The 19,083-nt window shown below is 55.1% G+C and carries 18 protein-coding genes, 2 pseudogenes and 1 riboswitch; of the genes and pseudogenes, 18 read left to right on the forward strand and 2 right to left on the reverse strand.

Annotated elements, in window-relative coordinates; genetic code table 11:
* Positions 1-9: 9 nt before the first annotated feature.
* The 15 genes and pseudogenes from traV (at position 10) to ACFQDL_RS33140 (ending at position 15,019) form a co-directional block, all read left to right on the forward strand.
* Positions 10-561 carry a type IV conjugative transfer system lipoprotein TraV gene (gene traV, locus ACFQDL_RS31515; protein ID WP_379913794.1) on the forward strand — a complete coding sequence of 184 codons (552 nt, stop codon included), beginning with the start codon at positions 10-12 and terminating at the stop codon, positions 559-561.
* A 23-nt stretch (positions 562-584) separates the two neighbouring features.
* Complete coding sequence (traA, locus tag ACFQDL_RS31520) at positions 585-962, forward strand: TraA family conjugative transfer protein (RefSeq protein WP_379913796.1); 378 nt, start codon at positions 585-587, stop codon at positions 960-962.
* A gap of 90 nt (positions 963-1,052) precedes the next feature.
* Positions 1,053-1,280 carry a hypothetical protein gene (locus ACFQDL_RS31525; protein WP_379913798.1) on the forward strand — a complete coding sequence of 76 codons (228 nt, stop codon included), beginning with the start codon at positions 1,053-1,055 and terminating at the stop codon, positions 1,278-1,280.
* A gap of 192 nt (positions 1,281-1,472) precedes the next feature.
* The gene (locus ACFQDL_RS31530) at positions 1,473-5,672 is read left to right on the forward strand and encodes an Ig-like domain-containing protein (RefSeq protein ID WP_379913800.1); all 4,200 of its coding nucleotides are present in this window, start codon (positions 1,473-1,475) and stop codon (positions 5,670-5,672) included.
* Positions 5,669-7,099, forward strand: a complete 1,431-nt coding sequence (locus ACFQDL_RS31535) for a hypothetical protein (RefSeq protein ID WP_379913802.1) — start codon at positions 5,669-5,671, stop codon at positions 7,097-7,099. Before ACFQDL_RS31530 ends, ACFQDL_RS31535 begins: the two co-directional genes overlap by 4 nt.
* A 67-nt stretch (positions 7,100-7,166) precedes the next feature.
* Positions 7,167-8,015: a hypothetical protein gene (locus ACFQDL_RS31540; protein WP_379913803.1), complete on the forward strand. Its 849-nt coding sequence runs from the start codon at positions 7,167-7,169 to the stop codon at positions 8,013-8,015.
* A gap of 91 nt (positions 8,016-8,106) precedes the next feature.
* The gene (locus ACFQDL_RS31545) at positions 8,107-8,814 is read left to right on the forward strand and encodes a DsbC family protein (RefSeq protein WP_379913805.1); all 708 of its coding nucleotides are present in this window, start codon (positions 8,107-8,109) and stop codon (positions 8,812-8,814) included.
* A gap of 3 nt (positions 8,815-8,817) precedes the next feature.
* The gene (traC, locus tag ACFQDL_RS31550; RefSeq protein WP_379913807.1) at positions 8,818-11,265 is read left to right on the forward strand and encodes a type IV secretion system protein TraC; all 2,448 of its coding nucleotides are present in this window, start codon (positions 8,818-8,820) and stop codon (positions 11,263-11,265) included.
* Between the two features lie 14 nt (positions 11,266-11,279).
* Positions 11,280-11,597 (forward strand): hypothetical protein, encoded by a 318-nt coding sequence (locus tag ACFQDL_RS31555; protein ID WP_379913809.1) that lies wholly within the window; start codon positions 11,280-11,282, stop codon positions 11,595-11,597.
* Entirely contained in the window at positions 11,594-12,109 is a 516-nt protein-coding gene (gene lepB / locus ACFQDL_RS31560; protein WP_379913811.1) for a signal peptidase I, read from the forward strand. Before ACFQDL_RS31555 ends, lepB begins: the two co-directional genes overlap by 4 nt.
* Complete coding sequence (locus ACFQDL_RS31565; protein ID WP_379913813.1) at positions 12,072-12,797, forward strand: TrbC family F-type conjugative pilus assembly protein; 726 nt, start codon at positions 12,072-12,074, stop codon at positions 12,795-12,797. Before lepB ends, ACFQDL_RS31565 begins: the two co-directional genes overlap by 38 nt.
* Positions 12,770-13,330, forward strand: coding sequence for a hypothetical protein (locus ACFQDL_RS31570; protein ID WP_379913815.1), 561 nt, complete (start codon positions 12,770-12,772; stop codon positions 13,328-13,330). Before ACFQDL_RS31565 ends, ACFQDL_RS31570 begins: the two co-directional genes overlap by 28 nt.
* Positions 13,327-14,013 carry an EAL domain-containing protein gene (locus tag ACFQDL_RS31575; protein ID WP_379913817.1) on the forward strand — a complete coding sequence of 229 codons (687 nt, stop codon included), beginning with the start codon at positions 13,327-13,329 and terminating at the stop codon, positions 14,011-14,013. The genes ACFQDL_RS31570 and ACFQDL_RS31575 overlap by 4 nt, the downstream gene beginning before the upstream one ends.
* Before the next feature lie 2 nt (positions 14,014-14,015).
* Positions 14,016-14,789 (forward strand): annotated as a pseudogene (locus ACFQDL_RS31580) (TraU family protein); the annotation flags it as partial.
* A gap of 8 nt (positions 14,790-14,797) precedes the next feature.
* Positions 14,798-15,019, forward strand: coding sequence for a TraU family protein (locus tag ACFQDL_RS33140; protein ID WP_465264025.1), 222 nt, complete (start codon positions 14,798-14,800; stop codon positions 15,017-15,019).
* Positions 15,020-16,429: 1,410 nt separating this feature from the next.
* On the opposite strand, the gene ACFQDL_RS31585 is transcribed toward ACFQDL_RS33140, so the two are convergent.
* Both ACFQDL_RS31585 and ACFQDL_RS31590 read right to left on the reverse strand, forming a co-directional pair.
* Positions 16,430-16,648 (reverse strand): toxin-antitoxin system HicB family antitoxin, encoded by a 219-nt coding sequence (locus tag ACFQDL_RS31585; RefSeq protein ID WP_379913819.1) that lies wholly within the window; start codon positions 16,646-16,648, stop codon positions 16,430-16,432.
* Positions 16,649-16,828: 180 nt separating this feature from the next.
* Complete coding sequence (locus ACFQDL_RS31590) at positions 16,829-17,050, reverse strand: toxin HicA (protein WP_379913821.1); 222 nt, start codon at positions 17,048-17,050, stop codon at positions 16,829-16,831.
* 397 nt (positions 17,051-17,447) lie between these two features.
* On the opposite strand from ACFQDL_RS31590, the gene ACFQDL_RS31595 reads away from it, so the two are divergent.
* The 3 genes and pseudogenes from ACFQDL_RS31595 to ACFQDL_RS31605 all read left to right on the forward strand — a co-directional run bounded on the left by ACFQDL_RS31595 (position 17,448) and on the right by ACFQDL_RS31605 (position 18,687).
* Positions 17,448-18,095 carry an IS1/IS1595 family N-terminal zinc-binding domain-containing protein gene (locus ACFQDL_RS31595; RefSeq protein ID WP_379913823.1) on the forward strand — a complete coding sequence of 216 codons (648 nt, stop codon included), beginning with the start codon at positions 17,448-17,450 and terminating at the stop codon, positions 18,093-18,095.
* Between the two features lie 38 nt (positions 18,096-18,133).
* A pseudogene (locus ACFQDL_RS33145) lies at positions 18,134-18,241 on the forward strand (IS1595 family transposase); the annotation flags it as partial.
* 155 nt (positions 18,242-18,396) lie between these two features.
* A complete protein-coding gene (locus ACFQDL_RS31605) occupies positions 18,397-18,687 on the forward strand; it encodes a hypothetical protein (protein WP_379913827.1) in 291 nt (96 codons plus the stop codon).
* A 63-nt stretch (positions 18,688-18,750) separates the two neighbouring features.
* A riboswitch (cyclic di-GMP riboswitch) is annotated at positions 18,751-18,825 on the forward strand.
* Positions 18,826-19,083 lie beyond the last annotated feature (258 nt).

Below are 19,083 nucleotides of genomic sequence, written 5' to 3' on the forward strand. Positions count from 1 at the left end.
GGGTAGAAAATGCTGAATTTTACCAAAAAGGGAAGAAACGCAGGCGTGGGTTCTCGCCGCCCTTCAGTACCATTTATGAGGATGTTGATGGTTGGCGGCCTGCTGACAACTGTCACCGGCTGTTCATCCCTCAACATCGGCAACAGTGAGTACGCATGTCCCGGTATGCCAAGCGGCGTCCAGTGCATGTCAGCTCGGGATGTTTATGCAGCCACAAATGATGGGCAAGTGCCAAGACCCATGAGCCCTGAAGAGATTGAGGCGACAGCAGACAGCACTCCCGACAAAACAGGGCAGAGGGCTTCGCCTTCCAGCCCGTTGAAGAGTTCGGGCGACGAAGTGATCAACAACTATGTTGCACCGCGTCTCCCTAACAAGCCTGTCCCCATTAGAACACCGGCTCAGGTTATGCGGATATGGATTGCGCCTTGGGAGGACACCAATGGAGACCTCATTGTGACTGGCTATATCTATACCGAAATTGAGCCTCGCCGTTGGGTTATTGGTGACAGCACCCCGGAGAGTGAGCCTGTTATCAGGCCGCTGCAATCAGTGAAGTAACTGCAAGAAAAGGAGTGTTCTATATGAACATTGCACAGTCCGCTCGTACTTTGAGCACCTCGCCTGCGATCATTATGCTGGGTCTGTTGGCGCTGTCGTTTCTCATCTCTAACACTGCGTATGCAGGTGGTGGTGGCGCTGAATTCGATGATGTCTGGGCTACCCTCCGCGAATGGACGGAAGGTACTCTGGGCCGGATCGTTGCTGGCTCCACCATCCTGGTAGGCATTATTGGTGGCATCGCCCGTCAGTCGATGATGGCATTTGCCACGGGTATTGCTGGTGGAATGGGTCTCTACAATACCCCTACCATTGTTGAAACCATCATGTCCGCAACTCTGGAGAAAGTGGCCACTGTTGCGCCGACAGTCATTCAGTTGAGCAACGGATTGGGTGGCTAACCAGCCTTCCGATTGCAGTTGATGCCTGGCCCCCGGCTGCTGCGTGTGGAGCAGTTCGGGGGCGTTTATGTGTAAATTGTAAGGATATTTATGAAAATACGACTGGAGCAGGACCAAATTGATCTCATCTCAACGGCTCTTCTGACACATCGTTGGAAGGTTGAGAAGCAAATCAAAGAGCTTGAGGTTAAGCCTGACAAACTGAACGATTTGGACTACCAAAACCTCGACCGGTACCGCGAAGAGTTTAGGGAGTGTGCGACAGTGATGGACAAACTCGCAGTCAAGCACGACGGTGCTGAAGTAACCTTTCTCTAAAGATGATGCAGCAAGGGCCTAGCATAGTCTCTATGTCCTGCGAGCGGATATTCCCGGACCGTCTCCTTATTCTTGGTCATCTGAGATGTTTCTTGCCTTTGCGCCCCAAAAGGGCAAATAGACGCCCGTGGGTTGAGGTGGCTCTTCGGTAACCTTGACGGTGGATTGATCCACCTTGCAAGGGAGAAACCGATGAAAACACTGAAGCGCAGAGCACTGGCGATAGCCGGAGCGCTGGCGTTGCTGTCTGGGGGAGCGGCCCATGCCGATCTTCTAGAGTATTCCTTCACGGGAGCAGACGGCAGCCAGCGCACTCTACAGCCAAGCGCAAAATATGCGAACCCCACCGGAACAATGACCTTCGCCCTGAGTGCGGGTGTAGATCGGAAGGTTCAGATTTCCATTCTAGACACCTCTGGTGCGGTAATCAGCAGTACGGGCAGTGAGCTCTTGGGGCCGAACGACCGGATACTTGTGGGTGGTCAAGAGTATTATGGAACGTCCCTGTCACTCGACGCCCCTCCAGAGGGTGATTATCAGCTCAAGGCTGAGATCGTCAGTAATGAAGGCACAACAGTTCAGTCTGACATCTATTCTGTGACCTTTGATGTCACGCCTCCGTCAGTCGGCGAATTTCGGCATGACGCATCTCTTATCGCTACTGATCCCGCTACAGGCGCACCGGTCATTGGTGGTCCGTACTACAAGTACAGTGAGCTCTCCGGGATATCAGATGACTCGCCCATGGATGAAGTGGTCTTCTGGACCATTGATGAGCAGGGGAACAAGGGACCTGAGTTTAGGGCTGGTCTCAGCAACGGAGTAGCAACCGTGCCGGATAACACCGTCTTTGCTGGCCGCGATGAGCAGCGATACTCGCTGATGGTACGAGTGGTGGATAGAGCGGGAAACGCCACCATAGCAAGCCACGATGTCCTCTGGGATAACCATGCTACACCTAGGGGTGAACCGGAGATCCTAGCTGTTTACGACCCCATCACTGTCGGCGCCAACAAGTATATGGGGCGTGATGAATTAGCCGGTTTCACTGCGTACACGCCGAACATGGTGGTTCGCACGAATCCAACAAAAGTGCTTGTCCGTTTTCCGAAACAGAATCACGTTACGGAAACGCCATTTGGGTTAGGCATCCCCAGACACTGCAACCCCAATCACTGCATAGGTCGAGATGTGCTGTTCACCGACAGCAGTTTCGTGTACTCGCTCTCCTACAATAACCTGAATCTCGACTCCTTCGGGAGCTTTCGTACAAAAGTCAGGAGTAGCGACCACCTCTCCAATGCTTGGGTAAAGGACCTATATTTGACAGTTGATGACTCGACACCTATCGCACCCGTTATTACCCAGGTACGTTGGTGGGATGACGCAACGCAAGAGTGGAAGGGGACCAACCGATACCTTGGTCTGGAAGAGAAAGACACACACTTCACAAAGGCCCTGGTTAAGGTTCAACCTCGCTCCTACCGTCAAAAGATCCGTGTGCAGAATTCGACTACCAAGGTTTTTACCTACGCATACGTGGAACCTGGCGATACCGAAGTCGAGGTCGAGTTTGACTCCCTACCCTATCAGTATTATATGGAGCGCAATGGAGACTACTATCGGAATAACATGTATGTCCTTTCCTTCAGTGAAGGATTGACGACGATGACGCTGACGGACTCTGGACTTAAAGAAGAACCCGTCACGCTCGTTTCTGATCTGAAATGGGTCACGACTGACAGTGACTTCTCCCCTCCGACCATGACCGATCTGGTGATCGACGAGTCCACCCGTGAAATCCGCGTTGGGACGTATGACACCAGTGAGCTGGTTGTGCGAGGTACTGCATTGTTTCCGAACTGGCGTATCAAGTCAGAAAGCTCAACGCTTTCTATTTCGTCTTCTGCTGGAGTCACTACCCAACTGCCGCTGAAGCGTGAGGAAGTCCAAAATAACTGGACGCGGACATTTGTCTATGACGCCAGTGGCCTGCCTGATGGACGCTATACCTCCTTAACCACGGTCTTGCGTGACACATTCAACAACGAGACGGTGCTAACTCAGCCGGTCGATTACCTTCTGGATCTTGTTCCTCCCGATATAACCGTCTCTGTGGCGAATGGACAGAGCATCGAGTCGCTCGATGAGATCCTCATCACCATCAATGACAATCATGATGATCAGCCCGGTATCACATCCTTGCGCTTGTCGGGTGGGCCTGCGAACGAGAATGTGCAGCTGGCCGCACGGGCGATGAGGGGCGGGCGCTACGGCCTTGAGTATCCAGTCATGTTTCCTTCGTTGCAGGAGGGAGAGTCATACTTGCTCACGGTCGAGGCCACTGACAGCCAAGGCAATACGGCCCAGGTAGTTGTGGACTTTGAATACAAGCCCCGTCAGGTGACACTGGCGGACGGCATGGACGGCAAGCTGATGGTGCCTGCGGTGACGCAGGAGTTCCAGCGCCAGGGCGGTGGGGAGATCATCCAGACCGAGCCGCTCACGCTGTCGGACGGGGCCGTGGTCTCCGGTACCTATGATGTATTCGCGACCTTGCGCTCGGATGCGGAGGTGCCGCTGGTGGTCAACGGCATCCGCATCGAACCGGGCCAGACCATGAGCGTCATGAGCCAGCACAACTTTGCCAGCTCGGGCGGGCGCATCAACCTGCCGCTGCGGCCTGCGGTGGCCGGGGTCGAGGGCTCCTCGAACCTGCTGGTGATGACTTCGGCACCGAACTCTCCGGTGCTGGTGCTGGACGTGAACACCTGGGTCGGCAAAGCCAAATTGTCCGCCGAGAAGTGGGCGGTGCGCCAGGTCATCGATCCGGTGAGCATTACGGCCTCGCCGGAGGCCGGAGTGGTCTGCCGCCTGACCAGTGACGAGACCGCTGCCCGTGCAGCGGACCCGGTGCGCGACCCGGTGTGTCTGCTGGAGTGGGAGCAGACCCCGGATGAAGCGGAGCAGGTGGAGGCCGAGGCCGGAGGCCTGAAGCTGACCTCCCTGCAAGGGCAGGCGGTGGCGCTGGGCGAGCAGCCGGTGAGCTACAGCCTGTACCTGTTCAGCGGCGATGGCCGCAAGATCCGTGTCGGCGGTGGTGGTGACATCCTGACGGTGAGTTCGGCGTTCGGTGCCGTGGCGTACCAGCCGCTGGGTGAGCTGGCCGAGGTGTACCGGGTGATCCAGGACTTCGATGTGCGGATGAAGCAGACCCTGGGGCCAGCCTGCACCCTGACCCTGGATGCTCTCCAGGCGCAGGACGCGGCGCAGAACCGCCAGATCGGCAGCCGCAGTAATACCTGTCTGTTCGAGTGGATCGAGATCCCGGACGGGATGCAGCAGGATCCGTACTCGGAGAGCCCGAACCTGTTCGGTGCCCTGCGCGAGAAGCAGACGCACATGCTGCGCTGGCGCGTGAGCATCTTCACCCGCAACGGCACCCGCGTCACGCTGGCGACCGAGAGCCATGCCATCGAGGCGGTGGATCCCCCGGCGCCGGAGATCGGCATTCTGTCGGAATACCACTATGCCGACGATCTGTACATGGTGCCGATGGCAGGCGGCTATCTGGGAGACGCCATCATCGAGGGCGAGCTGACGCCGATGGACGTGCGGATGAGCCGCGACGGCGAGGAAACCACCCACGAGACCTTCCAGCCGGGGCATGGCGTCAGCCACAAGGTGTTCCGGCGCATGGTGACCGAGGCGGCGGACCTGTGGGATGAGACGGTGTTCAACATCGCGGCGGCCTACAACATCCTGCCGGAGGTTGGCACCGAGCAGCGGGTCCGGGCCGTGGCGGTACCGGGTTACGACATCGCACCGCAGATCGACGTGGACGTGAGCGAGGCGCTGGACACGGCACCGCTGCCGGTCACGGTGCGTATCGGCAACCGGCTGATGCCGGAGGCGGCCTACGACGCGGCCACGATGGGCGAATGGCAGCTCCGGCTGGTGCGGGAGGAGCGGTTCGACGAAGTGGTGCCGATGACCGACTACGTGGATGCGCCGACCGGCGAGGTGCAGTTCAACCTGGACCTGAGCGGTATCGAACGGGCCGTGCGCCTGGTGGCTCAGGCCCGCCTGAAGAGCCCGATCGAAGGCTACGAACGGGTCGAGAGCAGCCAGCGGATGTTCCTGACGGTGCTACGCGGTGGCGCGATTGACGCCAGCGTGGAAGGTCGCCGCCTGTCGGGCGCGGCGCCGTTCTCGACGGTGTTGCAGCTGGCGCTGGAGAACCGGGCGGATACCGCTGCGACCGGAGACGTGATCTGGGAGGTCAGCGCCGATGGCGGCAGCAGCTGGGAGAGCCATCAGTCGAGCGACCGTAATCGGTTCCGTTGGTACAAGACCTACGAGAAGGGGAGTACCTGGTACGAGCGAAGGTGATCAACGTGAACTCGGGGGCGGAGTCGTACACCGAGACGCTGGAGGTGATCGCCTACGACGCGCCGCAGGTGACCATCGACGGGGCGCGGACCCTGTTCGTGGGCACCGAGGCCCGCTATACGGCGACGGCGACGGGGCCGGATGGGACGCCGCTGGAGGGCGCGGTCATCAAGTGGACACAGGACCGGGGCGAGACCTTCTTCCACGAAGGGCCGACCCTGACCCTGAGCAGCGATACCGCGCAGCGGTTCAGCTTCGAGGCCTGGGTGCGCGATGCGACCGCCCCGGATGACGACCGCTATGCGTACACCCGCGAGCGGGCGTATGCGGACTTTCGTCCGGTGAAGGGGCCGCGTGTGTTCATGACCGGGCCACGGGTGATCGAGACCGGCAAGGCGTACGACTACCAGGTGCGCCTGAGCCCGCCGTACAAGGGCATGGACGTGGAGCTGGCGGGTTACTTCACGCTGCCGAACGGCGAGGCCGTGGACGGCGAGACGCTGCGCTACAGCCCGACCGAAGCCGACCTGGCGGCGGGCAGTATGGCGCTGGGCTACACGGCCTGGGTGAAGGGCTACCGCGATGCCGGTACCGAGGCGAAGCAGGACATCCGGGCGCGGGTCTGGGAATACGTGTGGCCCGACTTCAACCTGCACCTGCGCAGCAGCGCGAGCATGGCGCCAGCGGAGGTGACGGCACGGGTGCGCGAGATCGCGTTCCGGGGCCAGCTGGACGCGCCGCAGTACCGCTGGGAGTTGCCGGAAGGAAACGGGTTCACGGTGACCGAGGACCGCTGGGACGACATGCGGGGGCTCCAGATCACGGCGCCGGGGACCTACCCGGTGCGGGTGACGATCAGCGATGCCCGAGGCAATGTGGCCGTGGTCGAAGGGACACTGGAGATCGGTGAGGCCCCGCCGTATGAGGTGGCGATCACCTACAGTGCGTCGAATGACTACAGCCGGGAGCCGCTGGAGCTGCGGCTGCGCCCGTATGTGACGGGCGGGCACCCGCGAGACCGGGTGGTGGAGCGCCTCTACCAGGTGGATGGCGAGGCGGTCGAGAGCAGCGGTTACAGCGCCCGGACGGTGCTGGAGCAGGGCCGCCATGAGGTAAGCCTGACCATCCGCTCGCAGATGGGCAAGGAGGTCACCAAGACGATGACGGTGGACGTGGCGGAGAACCAGCCCCCGGTGTGCTCGATCCGCGTGGATGACGGCTACAGTTCCTGGCGGCTGTATGCGGAGTGCGAGGACGTGGACGGCGACATGGATGCCTTCGAGTGGAAGGTGAACGGTGAGCAGGTATCGGTGCGGTCGAACCGCCTGACGCTGCTGAAGGGCAGCTACGACGACGCGCTGCCGCAGGTGGAGCTCGTCGGTTACGACGATGCGGGCGACCCGTCATCGAGCGTGACGGCCCAGTAACCCGAGCACAGAGGCCCTGTCTACACCGGGCCTTTTTCTTTCACATGTGAAAGATTTTGAGGAAGACATGGAAGAACTCAAGCAAGCTCTGATCGAGCTGGTGTCGATATTGAGCGTGCCAGCAATCGCATCAGTCTGGTTATGGGCCGCGAACGAGCTGTACTACCGAGCATTTGGTCGCTACAAGTACAGGGCCATACTGACCACAGGAATTATCGGAACACCTGTGCATGAAACCGCACATGCCGTAACAGCAATACTGTTTGGCATGAAAGTAACAGAGATCGCTTTCTTCAAGCCGGATCCGGTCTCACAGACGCTTGGCTATGTGACTTACCAATACAATCCATCTTACTTCATTCACCGCCTCGGAATGCTGTTTACAGGCCTTGCTCCCCTGTTTGCTGGGGCATACTTAGTCTATTGGTTCTTCAGCGTCACGCACCTGCCAAACCTCCATGGCTTCTTTGTTCTGTCAGATCAAAGGATGCTGGCTGAAATAGGAACGTTAAGAGCTCTCGGACAGTGGGCCTTCACAATGGTGGAATGCATCACATCCTGGGATGCTGTGCTGGCAATCCTGGGGGCGATGATGGTGGGGCTCCATGCAACGCCCAGTGTAGCGGATCTCAAAGGCTGCCTCAGAGGTGCCCTGGCGGTACTGGTTGTTCTTCTAACCTATTGGGGAGTCCTGAAGTTGCTACCGTCCCCACCGGAGCTGCTCATTGTGAAGTCCGTTCAATGGCTCAATCATCTTGGCACTGCAATACTGCAAATGGCTTTACTGTCTGTGCTCGGGGCTGTTGCCCTATCTGCCGTAGGCTTCGCCACGAACCGAATCATTCTGAAGAAGAAGCGTCTGAATGCTGCTCGTTTCAGACTCGAAAGCGGAGAAAAATCGGGAGAACCGCTGTAATTGTCCAAATTGGGCTAATGTAGAGGCGTCTCTCCGTTGCGCCCACCAATAAACTGTCCTCTGTTTGGTAATCCGCCCTGTGAGGACAGTCATGCACCAGAAGATCTTAAAGGCCGTCGTTATCACCGTGCTATCGGTGTCAGGAGGCACGTCAGCTCAAGCCATTGAACTCGACCTATCTGACCCTCAGAAAAATAAGTTGGACGCGGTTGTAGACCTTCCCATCAAAAGCCTGAAGGCTGTGGAAGCGAATGGCGAGATCCTCTTCATGTCCGAGAACGGGCGGTTCGTCCTGAGGGGACAGCTGTACGACATCTGGTACAAGGATACTGTAGATACCATCCGCCAGATGGAGGACGCGGCCACACGGATTCACTTTGATCGGATGGGGGCCAACCTGGATGACTACAACACCCTCACGATAGGTGATGGCGACAAACAAGTTGTTGCCTTTGTCGATCCCCAATGCTCGATCTGCCACAAACTGATGAAAGACTCAGAAAGTATGGCAAGTGACTATACCTTCAAGTTCGTCGTGGTTCCTGCCCTAGGCGACAGGTCAGATGAATTGTCCCGGAAAGTGTATTGCGCCGCCGACCGTCATGACGCCCTCGATGCCTACATGCAAAATGCGCTCGAAACCCTGCCCCAAAAGCGAAGCTGCGACACCAAACAATACGATCTAACCCTGATGATGGCTCATCTACTGGACATTAAAGGGGTTCCGTTTGTGGTAGCACCTGATGGACGGTATAGCGAAGGCCGCCCTCAAGACCTGAAAATGTGGTTGGAGGGCTAATAGGTGAACCTTGTCTCCATCAAAAAGAAAATCAACAAAAAACTCATCCCTGAGGAGCTTAGAGCTGCGGGAGTCATACCGGTATTGGCATATTCTGAAGAAGAATATGCCTTTCTGATGGACGATAGGAGCATTGGGTTTGGCTTCCTATGTCAGCCCCTGAATTCATCGACTGAAAAGATCCAAGAGCGAGCTGTGGGAATGCTCAATCAAGAGTTTCCCGCAAAGTCTACAATGCAGTTCATCCTGTTCCGCTCACCGGATATTACCCAAGATCTATACCGAATGATCGAGTTGAGGGATGGTTATCAGCATGATCTGCTTTCCTCCGTCATTCGGGAGCGCGTTGAGTTCTTGAAACACCATACAGGTGAAAAGATCATCGGTAAAAATGAGCGAGGCTACTATGACAGCGGCCAGATCCAAGACACGAAGCTGATTGTCACTGTCAAGGTACCGACCAAGGACACAAAGCCCAGTGACTCGGAAATGCAGGCTCTGCAAGATCTCCGTGGCAAGGTGGAGTCGTCACTACAGACGGTCGGATTGCGCCCAGTCCCTATGACTGCGGTGAGCTATATCCGTGTCATGGGCACCATGCTCAACTGGGGAGACGACGCTTCCTGGCGAACGAACTCATCGAGCTGGGATACAGACCGACCAATTTGCGAGCAGGTCTTTGACTATGGCACTGACATTGCTTTGACCAAGGACAGTCTTCAGCTGGGCGACCAGTACGTCAAACTTCTGTCTGCCAAGAAACTGCCAGACGTATTCTACTTCGGTGACGCTATCACCTACATCGGTGATATCAGTGGTGGTAACTCGAACATTAAAGAGAACTACATGATAGTCACCAATATCTTCTTTCCTGACCCGGAAAATATGAAGAGCACCTTGGACCGTAAACGGCAGTTTGCGGTGAACCAAGCATACGGTCCGATGCTCAAGTTCGTGCCGGTCCTGGCGGACAAGAAGGAGGGTTTCGATGTTCTTTACGACTCGATGAAGGAAGGACAGAAACCGATCAAGATCAGCTATTCCATGGTGATCTTCGCCCCTACTAAAGAGCGGGCTGATGCGGCGGCCATGTCAGCGCGAAACATCTGGCGCGAAACGCGTTTTGACCTGATGGAAGACAAGTTTGTACTGTTGCCCATGCTGATCAACAACCTTCCGCTCTGTACGGATAGGGAATCCATTCAAGACCTATTCCGACATAAAACAATGACGACGGAGCAGGCGGCTGTCCTGCTCCCAATCTTCTCGGAGTGGAAAGGGACCGGTACCTATCACGCTTCGCTTATTTCGCGAAACGGGCAGCTCATGAGTTTGTCTCTTCACGACAGCAACACCAACAAAAACCTGGTGATAGCGGCGGAGTCAGGTTCAGGTAAGTCATTCCTGACCAACGAACTCATCTTCTCCTACTTGTCCGAGGGCGCCCAGGTTTGGGTTATCGACGCGGGTAAGTCCTACCAGAAGCTGTCCGAGTTGCTAATGGGAGACTTCGTTCACTTTGAAGAAGGTACGGGCGTTTGTCTGAATCCGTTCGAGCTGATCCAGAACTATGAGGACGAGGAAGACGCCATCGTAAGCCTGGTTAGTGCCATGGCGTCAGCGAAGGGCAATCTCAGCGAATGGCAAGTATCGGCTCTCAAGCAAGTTATGACGGATGTTTGGGAAGAGAAAGGCCGAGACACGAAGGTGGACGACGTTGCCTCTCGTTGCTTGGAGGACCATCAAGATCAGCGCCTGAAGGATGTGGGCATGCAGCTATACCCGTTTACCTCCAAGGGGAGTTATGGCAAATACTTCGCTCATGACAACAACGTCTCTTTCCAGAACCAGTTCACGGTGCTCGAACTTGACGAACTGCAAGGTCGAAAGCATCTCCGTCAGGTTGTTCTATTGCAGCTCATCTACCAGATCCAGCAGGAAGTATTTCTGGGTGAGCGTAACCGCAAGAAAGTGGTGATCGTCGACGAAGCCTGGGATCTCCTGAAGGAAGGCGAGGTGTCGGTTTTCATGGAGCACGCCTACAGAAAATTCCGGAAATACGGTGGCTCCGTTGTCATCGCAACACAGTCTATCAACGATCTCTATGAGAATACTGTTGGCCGTGCAATTGCTGAAAACTCGGCCAGCATGTACCTCCTGGGTCAGACGGAAGAAACCGTGGAGTCAGTTAAGCGCAGTGGTCGTCTTACGCTTTCCGAAGGCGGATTCAACGTTCTGAAGACCGTACATACAGTACAAGGCATCTACTCCGAGATCTTCATCAAATCCAAGACGGGAATGGGAGTTGGTCGCCTCATTGTAGGCGATTTTCAGAAGCTCTTGTACTCAACCGACCCCCGTGATGTCGATGCAATCGATCAGTACGTGAAGCGCGGGCTGAGTATTCCCGATGCCATCCGTGCGGTCATGCAGGACCGGGCTCGTACATAGCAGAGGGGTTCTCAATGGAAATCAAGACAATCGCTTTAGCAGCAACTATCGGCACACTTGGCGGTGCCGCAACCTCCCATTTCATGTTGGAAAGTCGTCACTCCAGCCTAGACAGCCGCTTACAGAAGTCGCCTCCTGTCGTTGTCGTGGACTTTGCGAAAATGGCGATGAACTATCCGGAAGGAGCCTCCACGGAGCAGGTGGAAGAGTTAATGATGCAGACCAATAACGCAGTGATAAAGCTGCGTGAAGCCGGCTATCTCGTGTTGGATGCTGGCGCGGTCGTGGCTGCTCCAGAAGACTTATATTTGCCAGAGGATCTAGGCCGATGAGGCTGGTGGTAAAAAAGGAGTCTTGGCCACGCTTTTGTGCCAAGGCAGGTATAGCGCTTACCATTATATGGGCGGCGGGCACGGCATTCGCTGACCGTTACCGGATCGGAATTGATAGTCAGGTGGTGAAATGCATTCCTGGGTACTCTGTATACCTGATAGATAAGAAAGACCTGGAGCTGAAGAGGGACGCTATCTATGTGTTCACAGCACGAGGATTACAGCCGGTCTATGAAGATGGGACCGAGATGGTGAAATACCTCAGAGGCATACCTGGCGACCACATAGCTATAAAATATCAGGGCAATATCTACGTGAACGACAAGTATGTCGGCTACGGTCTTTCCCATGCAGAAAAGATCGGGCAGCCTGAAGAATCATTTTTAGGAGAGGCAAAGCTGAAGCCTGGGAACTACTGGTTTATGGGAACAAGTGATCAGAGTTTCGATTCGAGATACTGGGGGACAGTGAAAGATGACCAAATCATTGGCCGTGCCTATCCGCTTTTTTAAGGCAGTTGCACTAACTGTATCGATATTCGCTACAGCGGGTCAGGCGCAGCCTCTGCCAACCCAGTCGCCATTGACTGATGAGGACCTGGCGTTTGTCCAGAAATCCAAGGAGCTTGCAGATAAAGCAAGCGCCATGGAAACTCCGGACTGGCTTCGTACTGACACAAGAAGGTTCACTGAGGCCCATAAGGAAGCGAGAGAGTTAGTAGCGCAACTTCAACAAACAGACCCGACAATGAAGCGGATGTCGGATCTGAAAATGGCCAAGCAGCGGTTCTCGAACCAACGAACTCTGATCTTTGTTTCCCATTCTCTGGGCGAACAGGGGTTGGACGATGTTCTTGAGGCAGCATCTAAAAATCCAGATACGTTGGTTGTTTTCAGGGGAATTCCTGCACAGGCCAATCTGGGAGAAGCAGTGCTCGATATCCAGCAGATGGCCGCTGAGCGCGACCCAGTACCCAATATTGTTATTAACCCAGTCTTATTCACTGAGTACAACGTGACTTCGGTGCCGACCATTGTTGTTAGAACAGGACAATCCACGCTCCCAGGCGAACTCCCCGAAGAGTTGGCCCGCGTCTCTGGCCTCTCTAACCCGGCTTGGATCGAGCGGCAGATCGAATCCGGTAGAGGGGGGATTTTGGGGCTCGCGGCCCAGTGGCAGAAATCAGCGAACCTGACCTGATTGAGCTGATGAAGCAACGGTTTGCGCAAATTGATTGGGAAGAGAAGAAGGAGGCGGCAATTCGAAATTTCTGGGAGCAGCAGAGCTTCCGGGAACTGCCTGAAGCGCACAAAGATAGAGTCCGTGAGATCGACCCTACCGTGTATATAGCCGAAGACATTACTGCACCTGATGGAACAGTGATTGCGAAGCAGGGAGATCTTATCAACCCGTTGGACGTGGCGCCTTTCACCCAAGCTGTTGTCGTTCTGGATCCGCTGGATGAAGACCAAGTAGTTCGAGTGAAGGACGCGCTCCCAGAGATAGGCAAGATTCCCGGGGTTACTCGGGTCACCTATATAGTAACCCGCTTGGACAGGGAGAAAGGCTGGGACTCTTACAGGAGTGTGACGGATGCCTTTGACGCGCCAGTATTCCTGCTTACACCGGATGTCGCTCAACGATTCGAGTTGGAGTATGTGCCGTCCATCATTACAGCCCAAAAAGGCCGCTTTGTAGTGACAGAGCTGGCGGATAGGAGAAATGAACCGTGATTATTCCGATGTTTCAGCCGGTCAAGTCAACTACCACCGGAGATATAGTGGGCGCTGAAGTACTAATCCGCTGGTTATTTGATGGCGTCTACTATTCGCCCAGTGATGTCCGTGTGGAGATTCGCTGGGGCGACATCGACAAGGCAATGATTCTGCTTCTAATTAAGAATATAGACGCCATAGATAAGCGGTACAATCAGATTATGGTTAATGTATCCGAAGACACCCTGAAATCTGATCATTTATTTCATAGCTGGTGCAAGCAGGTTCGCCGCTTCAACATGCTTAGCAGAACTGAGTTTATGGTTGAGGTAACTGAGGGCGTTTCGGACACCACAATACTGAGACGTTGGGATGCATTGAAGAAACTTGGCGCCTCGTTAGTTATGGATGATTACGGTCACCAAAACTCATCGTTAGATCGACTTGTTTCCTATCCTTGGGACGCTTGCAAGTTTGATGTGAAGCGTGTTGCTGGGACTGATCGTAAAGATGCAGAGGGTCTTCAGTTCTGTCGAGATAAAGGGATCCGCATCATTGGTGAACAGGTTGAGACTGAAAGGTTGGCGAGCCAGGCGGCGGTACTTGGTATCAAGCTCCAGCAAGGATATCTCCACGGTAGGGCGGAACTCCTTGATGGCTGGGTGACGCATGAAGTGAAAGAGGCGATTGCGGTGCCATGAAGATGCAGAAAATTCTATACGCACTGTATTTGAGTGTGGTCGCACTGGTGAGCTCGAACGCAAACGCCGATCCCGGCTGCCAAGACGCTCAAATCATTGGGCCGAGGATGATCACCGATATATGTTGGTCATGTATATTTCCCATCCGGATTGCCGGAGTACCGATATCGGACGGAGGCCGCATACCAGATGAGGCCGTGAGTAATCCCCTGTGCGCTTGTGAAGATAACCAAGGAGTGTTTCGCCCTGGAGTGACCACATCGATGTGGGAACCCGCTCGCTTGGTTGAATTTCAACGAGTACCGGGATGCTCCTCGGTCCTCAATGGTATGCGGTTCCCGTTTGACCGTACAAACCAAGGACACCATGGCGAGGCTGTCTACGATGGGGGAGATGGGTCGTTCACACACTACCACTACTACAGCTTTCCAGTCATGCAGATGCTGGACATGTTCGTAAAACAAAGCTGTAACCCGGATGGATACGTTGATCTTGATGTGATGTATCTGAGTGAGCTGGATCCGACCTGGAACAACGACGAGCTCGCATTTTTCACGAATCCTGAAGCCGCAGCCGTTGCCAACCCTGTAGCGACCTTGGCGTGTACTGCCGATGCGGTCTCAGCAACAGCTGGTAGGCCAATTAAGGAAATGTTTTGGTGTGCGGGAACTTGGGGCAATCTTTATCCGCTGAGTGGGAATCAGAACGGTGGTAAGGGTGTGCTGCGAGATACCAGCCTCCTGTCTGCAAGGGTTCTTGCTGCCTTGCATAGACGCGGGCTGGCATGGGGGACTATGGGGGGGATGCCATGTGTAGAGGCAGGATTGTTCCAACGTTACCCAAGACCCAGTACAAATTCACTATATTGCATCCCATCCCTGAGACCAATTCTGACCATGTTATTGGTGAGTCTACAATGACTTGGGGGCTATCTCGAACTATACCTGCGATTGGTCAGGACCCTATATATATGGTTTGGCGTTGGAATGACTGTTGTAACCATTAATAAAATTCACCTGAGACCATTTTTGTAATGACGGGACGTGAAGCGTCGGTCAATTGCATTTGGAGGTCTGTTCTCGTCATAGGCCGCTGCCGGCCCATCTAGCCCCTCTCGCGATGGCTGACATCTAGCGCGAGGCTGACGTGTCAAAAGCATCCTCCAAGCATCGCCCCAGAGGCTGCGAGCACGAGCGTCCCCAACTTCGGACCCTCAAAAATCTTTCACATGTGAAAGATTTTGGCCGCAGAAGCAGTCCTCCTTGGGGAGGGCTGGCAGCGGCTTGCTGGCATGGAACAGATAGCTGTGGAAGGAGAGGTTACCGAAAACGATTGAAGTCGCTGAACAAAAGAGGAAGCTAACGGCCGATCCGCCCCCGCTGTTGATGGCAGCGACATCTGGCGCGAGGCTGCCGCGTCAAATGCCTCCACGATGCAGCGTCCGAGCTGCTAGTCATCCGAGCGTTGCGCCTGACAAATCTTTCACATGTGAAAGATTGTGACCGCAGAAGCAGTACTTCTTGGAGGAGGGGAGGGTAGGCAGCGAGTTGCCAGGACGGTACAGATAGCTATGAGAGGAGAAGTCATCCACAACGATTGCAGTAGCTGAACGGCCGCAGCCGCTGGAGCTCCGGTATAGGGCACGGGTTATCCTGTTTCTTATACTTCCGAGCGTGCCCGCCACACTCTACTGCCAATTGGTGTCTGACAGGTCAGACACTACGATGTTTGTGTATCGTATAATTGCTGAAACGACACCCAAGCTTGGTGAAGGCTCTCCGGCAATAGACAACGTTTTTCATCGCTGTTGTAGGTAGTGCGGAATGCCAGAGCTCTATTGACGCTGTAGCCGCAGTAGCGCTTTGTCCGGCTGACCATGGTCGGGTGACGAGATCCAAGGGAAACTGCCTGAGGAGATCTGCTCATTGCCCAACCGTGACATTAGAGGCACTGCTCTCGTTTCGAATCGCAACAGCTGGGACGGGTCCGCACGCGGCGCGACCTTGCGGTAACTCAGAAATCTTTCACATGTGAAAGATTTGTGCTGCAGAGTCAAACGGGAGGCCTGTGCGGACCGGCAAGGTCGACATGGTGTTAGAACAACTCCGTTGGCGTTATCGGTGGTGGAGAGAACTATCAGAGGTAGGTAATGGCCTGTAGCAAAGGGACCAGTCGGGCCTTGCGACGGTGAAGCTTGAGCAACTGTTCCAAATAGTCTTGCCAGACAGTCGATTCACCCCGGGCCTGGTAGTCTTGCCTGACGGCTGCCAGCCATTCGACCGCAGTCCATTCGCGAAGATGCATGACCTTCGGTGCCAGAAGGTCCCATTCTCCAGCCTCCGCTAACGGCCATTTGGCAGCAAACGTTGCTTCTGTCAGCCGGTACTTTAAAGCCCCTCGGTTGAGGGGCTTCGTATCAGCAGTGGGAGCTGCCGTGCGATGAACTCGCCAGTTTAGAGTTGACCAGCCGGCTCAGCGAAATTTTCTGTTCCGCCGCCTCTATCGCCAGCCTTCGATGCATTTCAGGCGTCGTCCGCAGCATGAACTTGCCGGAGAAGTTTTTTAATGCCAGCGGTTCGGGTACCGGTTCGCCGTTTTTCTGCATGTCCTCCACGACATCCTCGATCAGATCCATGATCCCCTGCAGAGCCTCGTGTGGTGTCTCAGCCAAGTGCGAGAGGCTAGGGAACTCTGCACAGAGCCCTACGTATTCTTCGTCGTCGAGAGACCACACAACTCTGTAGGCGTATTTGGGTGCTACCGGTGTAGCCATAGTTCGTCCTCGTTGTCGGGTTTGACGGTGCAAAGCCAGCGATCACTCTGCATTCTGCAATTGGTCTATTGCGCTGAGTAATTGCTTGATCTGATAAACCTTTGCCTTTCCATTTTTGCCGGATTGCAGGTTGACTCTAGGGTCGCCAGGCCATGGTGTCTTGAAAATCGTATGGCTGCCACCGCTGCGTCTCGGCTCGCCAAAGTAGTGTGTAACTACCCGTACCGCATCTATGTACCTGATACCTTTGGGGTTGTCGCGCATCGACTGCACGAGGTCCTCTATTGAAGCGGAAGCCATGTAGTCCCCTCAGTCCTTAAAACAAGCATAGTATCAGTATTGATACTATTCAACCAGTAGTTGAATGGTGTTAGTTAGAGGTAGAAGCGGGCAGACCATCTCTCAGGCAGTCTGGACTCGATGTCTTTCTGCTGCGCGAGAATCGTTTAGGCACGCGGAGTTCTATGGAACAGAGATCTATGACTATCCCCCAACTTTCATTGGCGAGGTTGTCGACTGAAGGTGATCAACAAACGGCACCACTGACGGACCGGTAGGTGTCTACGAACGGGTCATGCTAATCGCAAGCGCGTTTAGGCAGCTTCAGCTAACGGCCATTTGCGGTCTCCCGTCCGATTGGTCAACTCCGTTTAGGGAACGTTTGCAGGCTCCGGAAGCGATTCCCGCCATCATCGAACACCTGGAACAGCAACTGCAATCCCAGCTCAGATGCCCCTACTGTGACCATGATCAGATCTACCGCTGGGGCACCCTCAAAGGCATACAACGCTACCGGTGCCGCAGTTGCCAGAAAACCTTTACCGCTCTCACGGGGACGCCGCTGGCGCACCTGCACAAGCGCGAGTTGCGGATGGAGTATGCGCAGTCGATGCTCAACTCCGAAGTGCTGCGTACCGCCGCAGCCCGCTGTCAGGTCCATTTGACGACCTCATTCCGCTGGCGCCACCGCTTTCTGAAACTGGCGGACTTCCTCAATGCCGACACACTCAACGACATCGTCGAGGCTGGTCAGACCCTGTTCCGCGAATCCTTCAAGGGAAAATGTAAGATCAGCCAGCGCACCGCGCGCAAACGCGGCAATGCCGGTAAAAAGGAGGCAAAGTGGGTGCCGGTACTGGTGGCGCGTGACCGCAGTGCCGGCGAAGCCGACTTTGTGCTCGACCACTTCACGCTGAAAAATGTCGAACAGCACCGGCTCCCACGATTGAGCCCGGATATGGTGCTCTGTACCGACGGTCAGCTGACCTTTGAGGCCTGGCCGCCAAGCATCACCTCGCGCGTCAGGTGATCAATGCCAGCGCCGGCGAACACCTGAAGGCACCTGCCTTTCACATCCAGGGCGTGAACAACTATCACCAGCGCCTCAAAGGCTGGATCCAGCGTTTCCATGGGGTCGCCACCAAATATCTACCGCATTATCTGGGCTGGTACCGCTGGTTTGATCAGCATCGAGCGAAACTGAACCAACCGTTTGATTTTATGGCAGATTTAATCACGATTGAAAATCGTCGAAATATATCCCGAACATAGCCCAGTACGGGCATAAACTGAAGCTGGCGAGCGGTCGAAGCGGGTTGGTACTGGACGCTGTGATCGAAGAGGGCAACTCGACCGACAGTGATCGCTTTATTCCGCTACTGGAACAACTGATCGATATCTACGCCTGTGCTTCCCAGGCAAGTGGCCGCAGACTGCGGCTACGCCAGCAAAGACAATGTGCAGCAGGCCAAAGACAAAAGCGTAAAGGATTTGTCCTTTCTCAAAAAGAAGAGGCTGAAGGTCGAGCAGGTGACGAAGATGGAGGCATATGTGTATCCATAAAGAGACGGTTGTTTTTTATAAAGAATCCATCTAATAGCACCAATGTCATCCTGCTATAGTGGTGGCTGAGTGGTACCGGCCAGCCATGTCCGGTATCTGCGGTACCATGTCTAAAGATCCTCTCTCGATAAAGGCAAAGCCCGAGTAATCGGGTGACGCAAAGTCTCGGATCCGAATCGGATGGCCGGACTACCGAAAGAGAGTGAACCTTCACGAGCCAAGGCCCGAGGATCTTTCGAACAGGGGGTTCGAAGGCATTGCGGACCAAAGCGGGTCTGTCCTAGCTGGGTTTCGACTGATACCTCGCTGCCTTTTAAAGCCATCCTGTTGAATGCTGGAGATAGTCGGACCTGCATGTTTCGCTGGGCACATGCTGGTGCAGAATGCCGTCGTTGGGAGACCTGTCGGAACAGACAGGCCGGCCTTGCCGGCTGCCAGTTGGGCGTCTGACGGGG

The sequence above is a fragment of the Marinobacterium aestuariivivens genome (assembly GCF_042661465.1).
Lineage (GTDB): Bacteria > Pseudomonadota > Gammaproteobacteria > Pseudomonadales > Balneatricaceae > Marinobacterium_A > Marinobacterium_A aestuariivivens.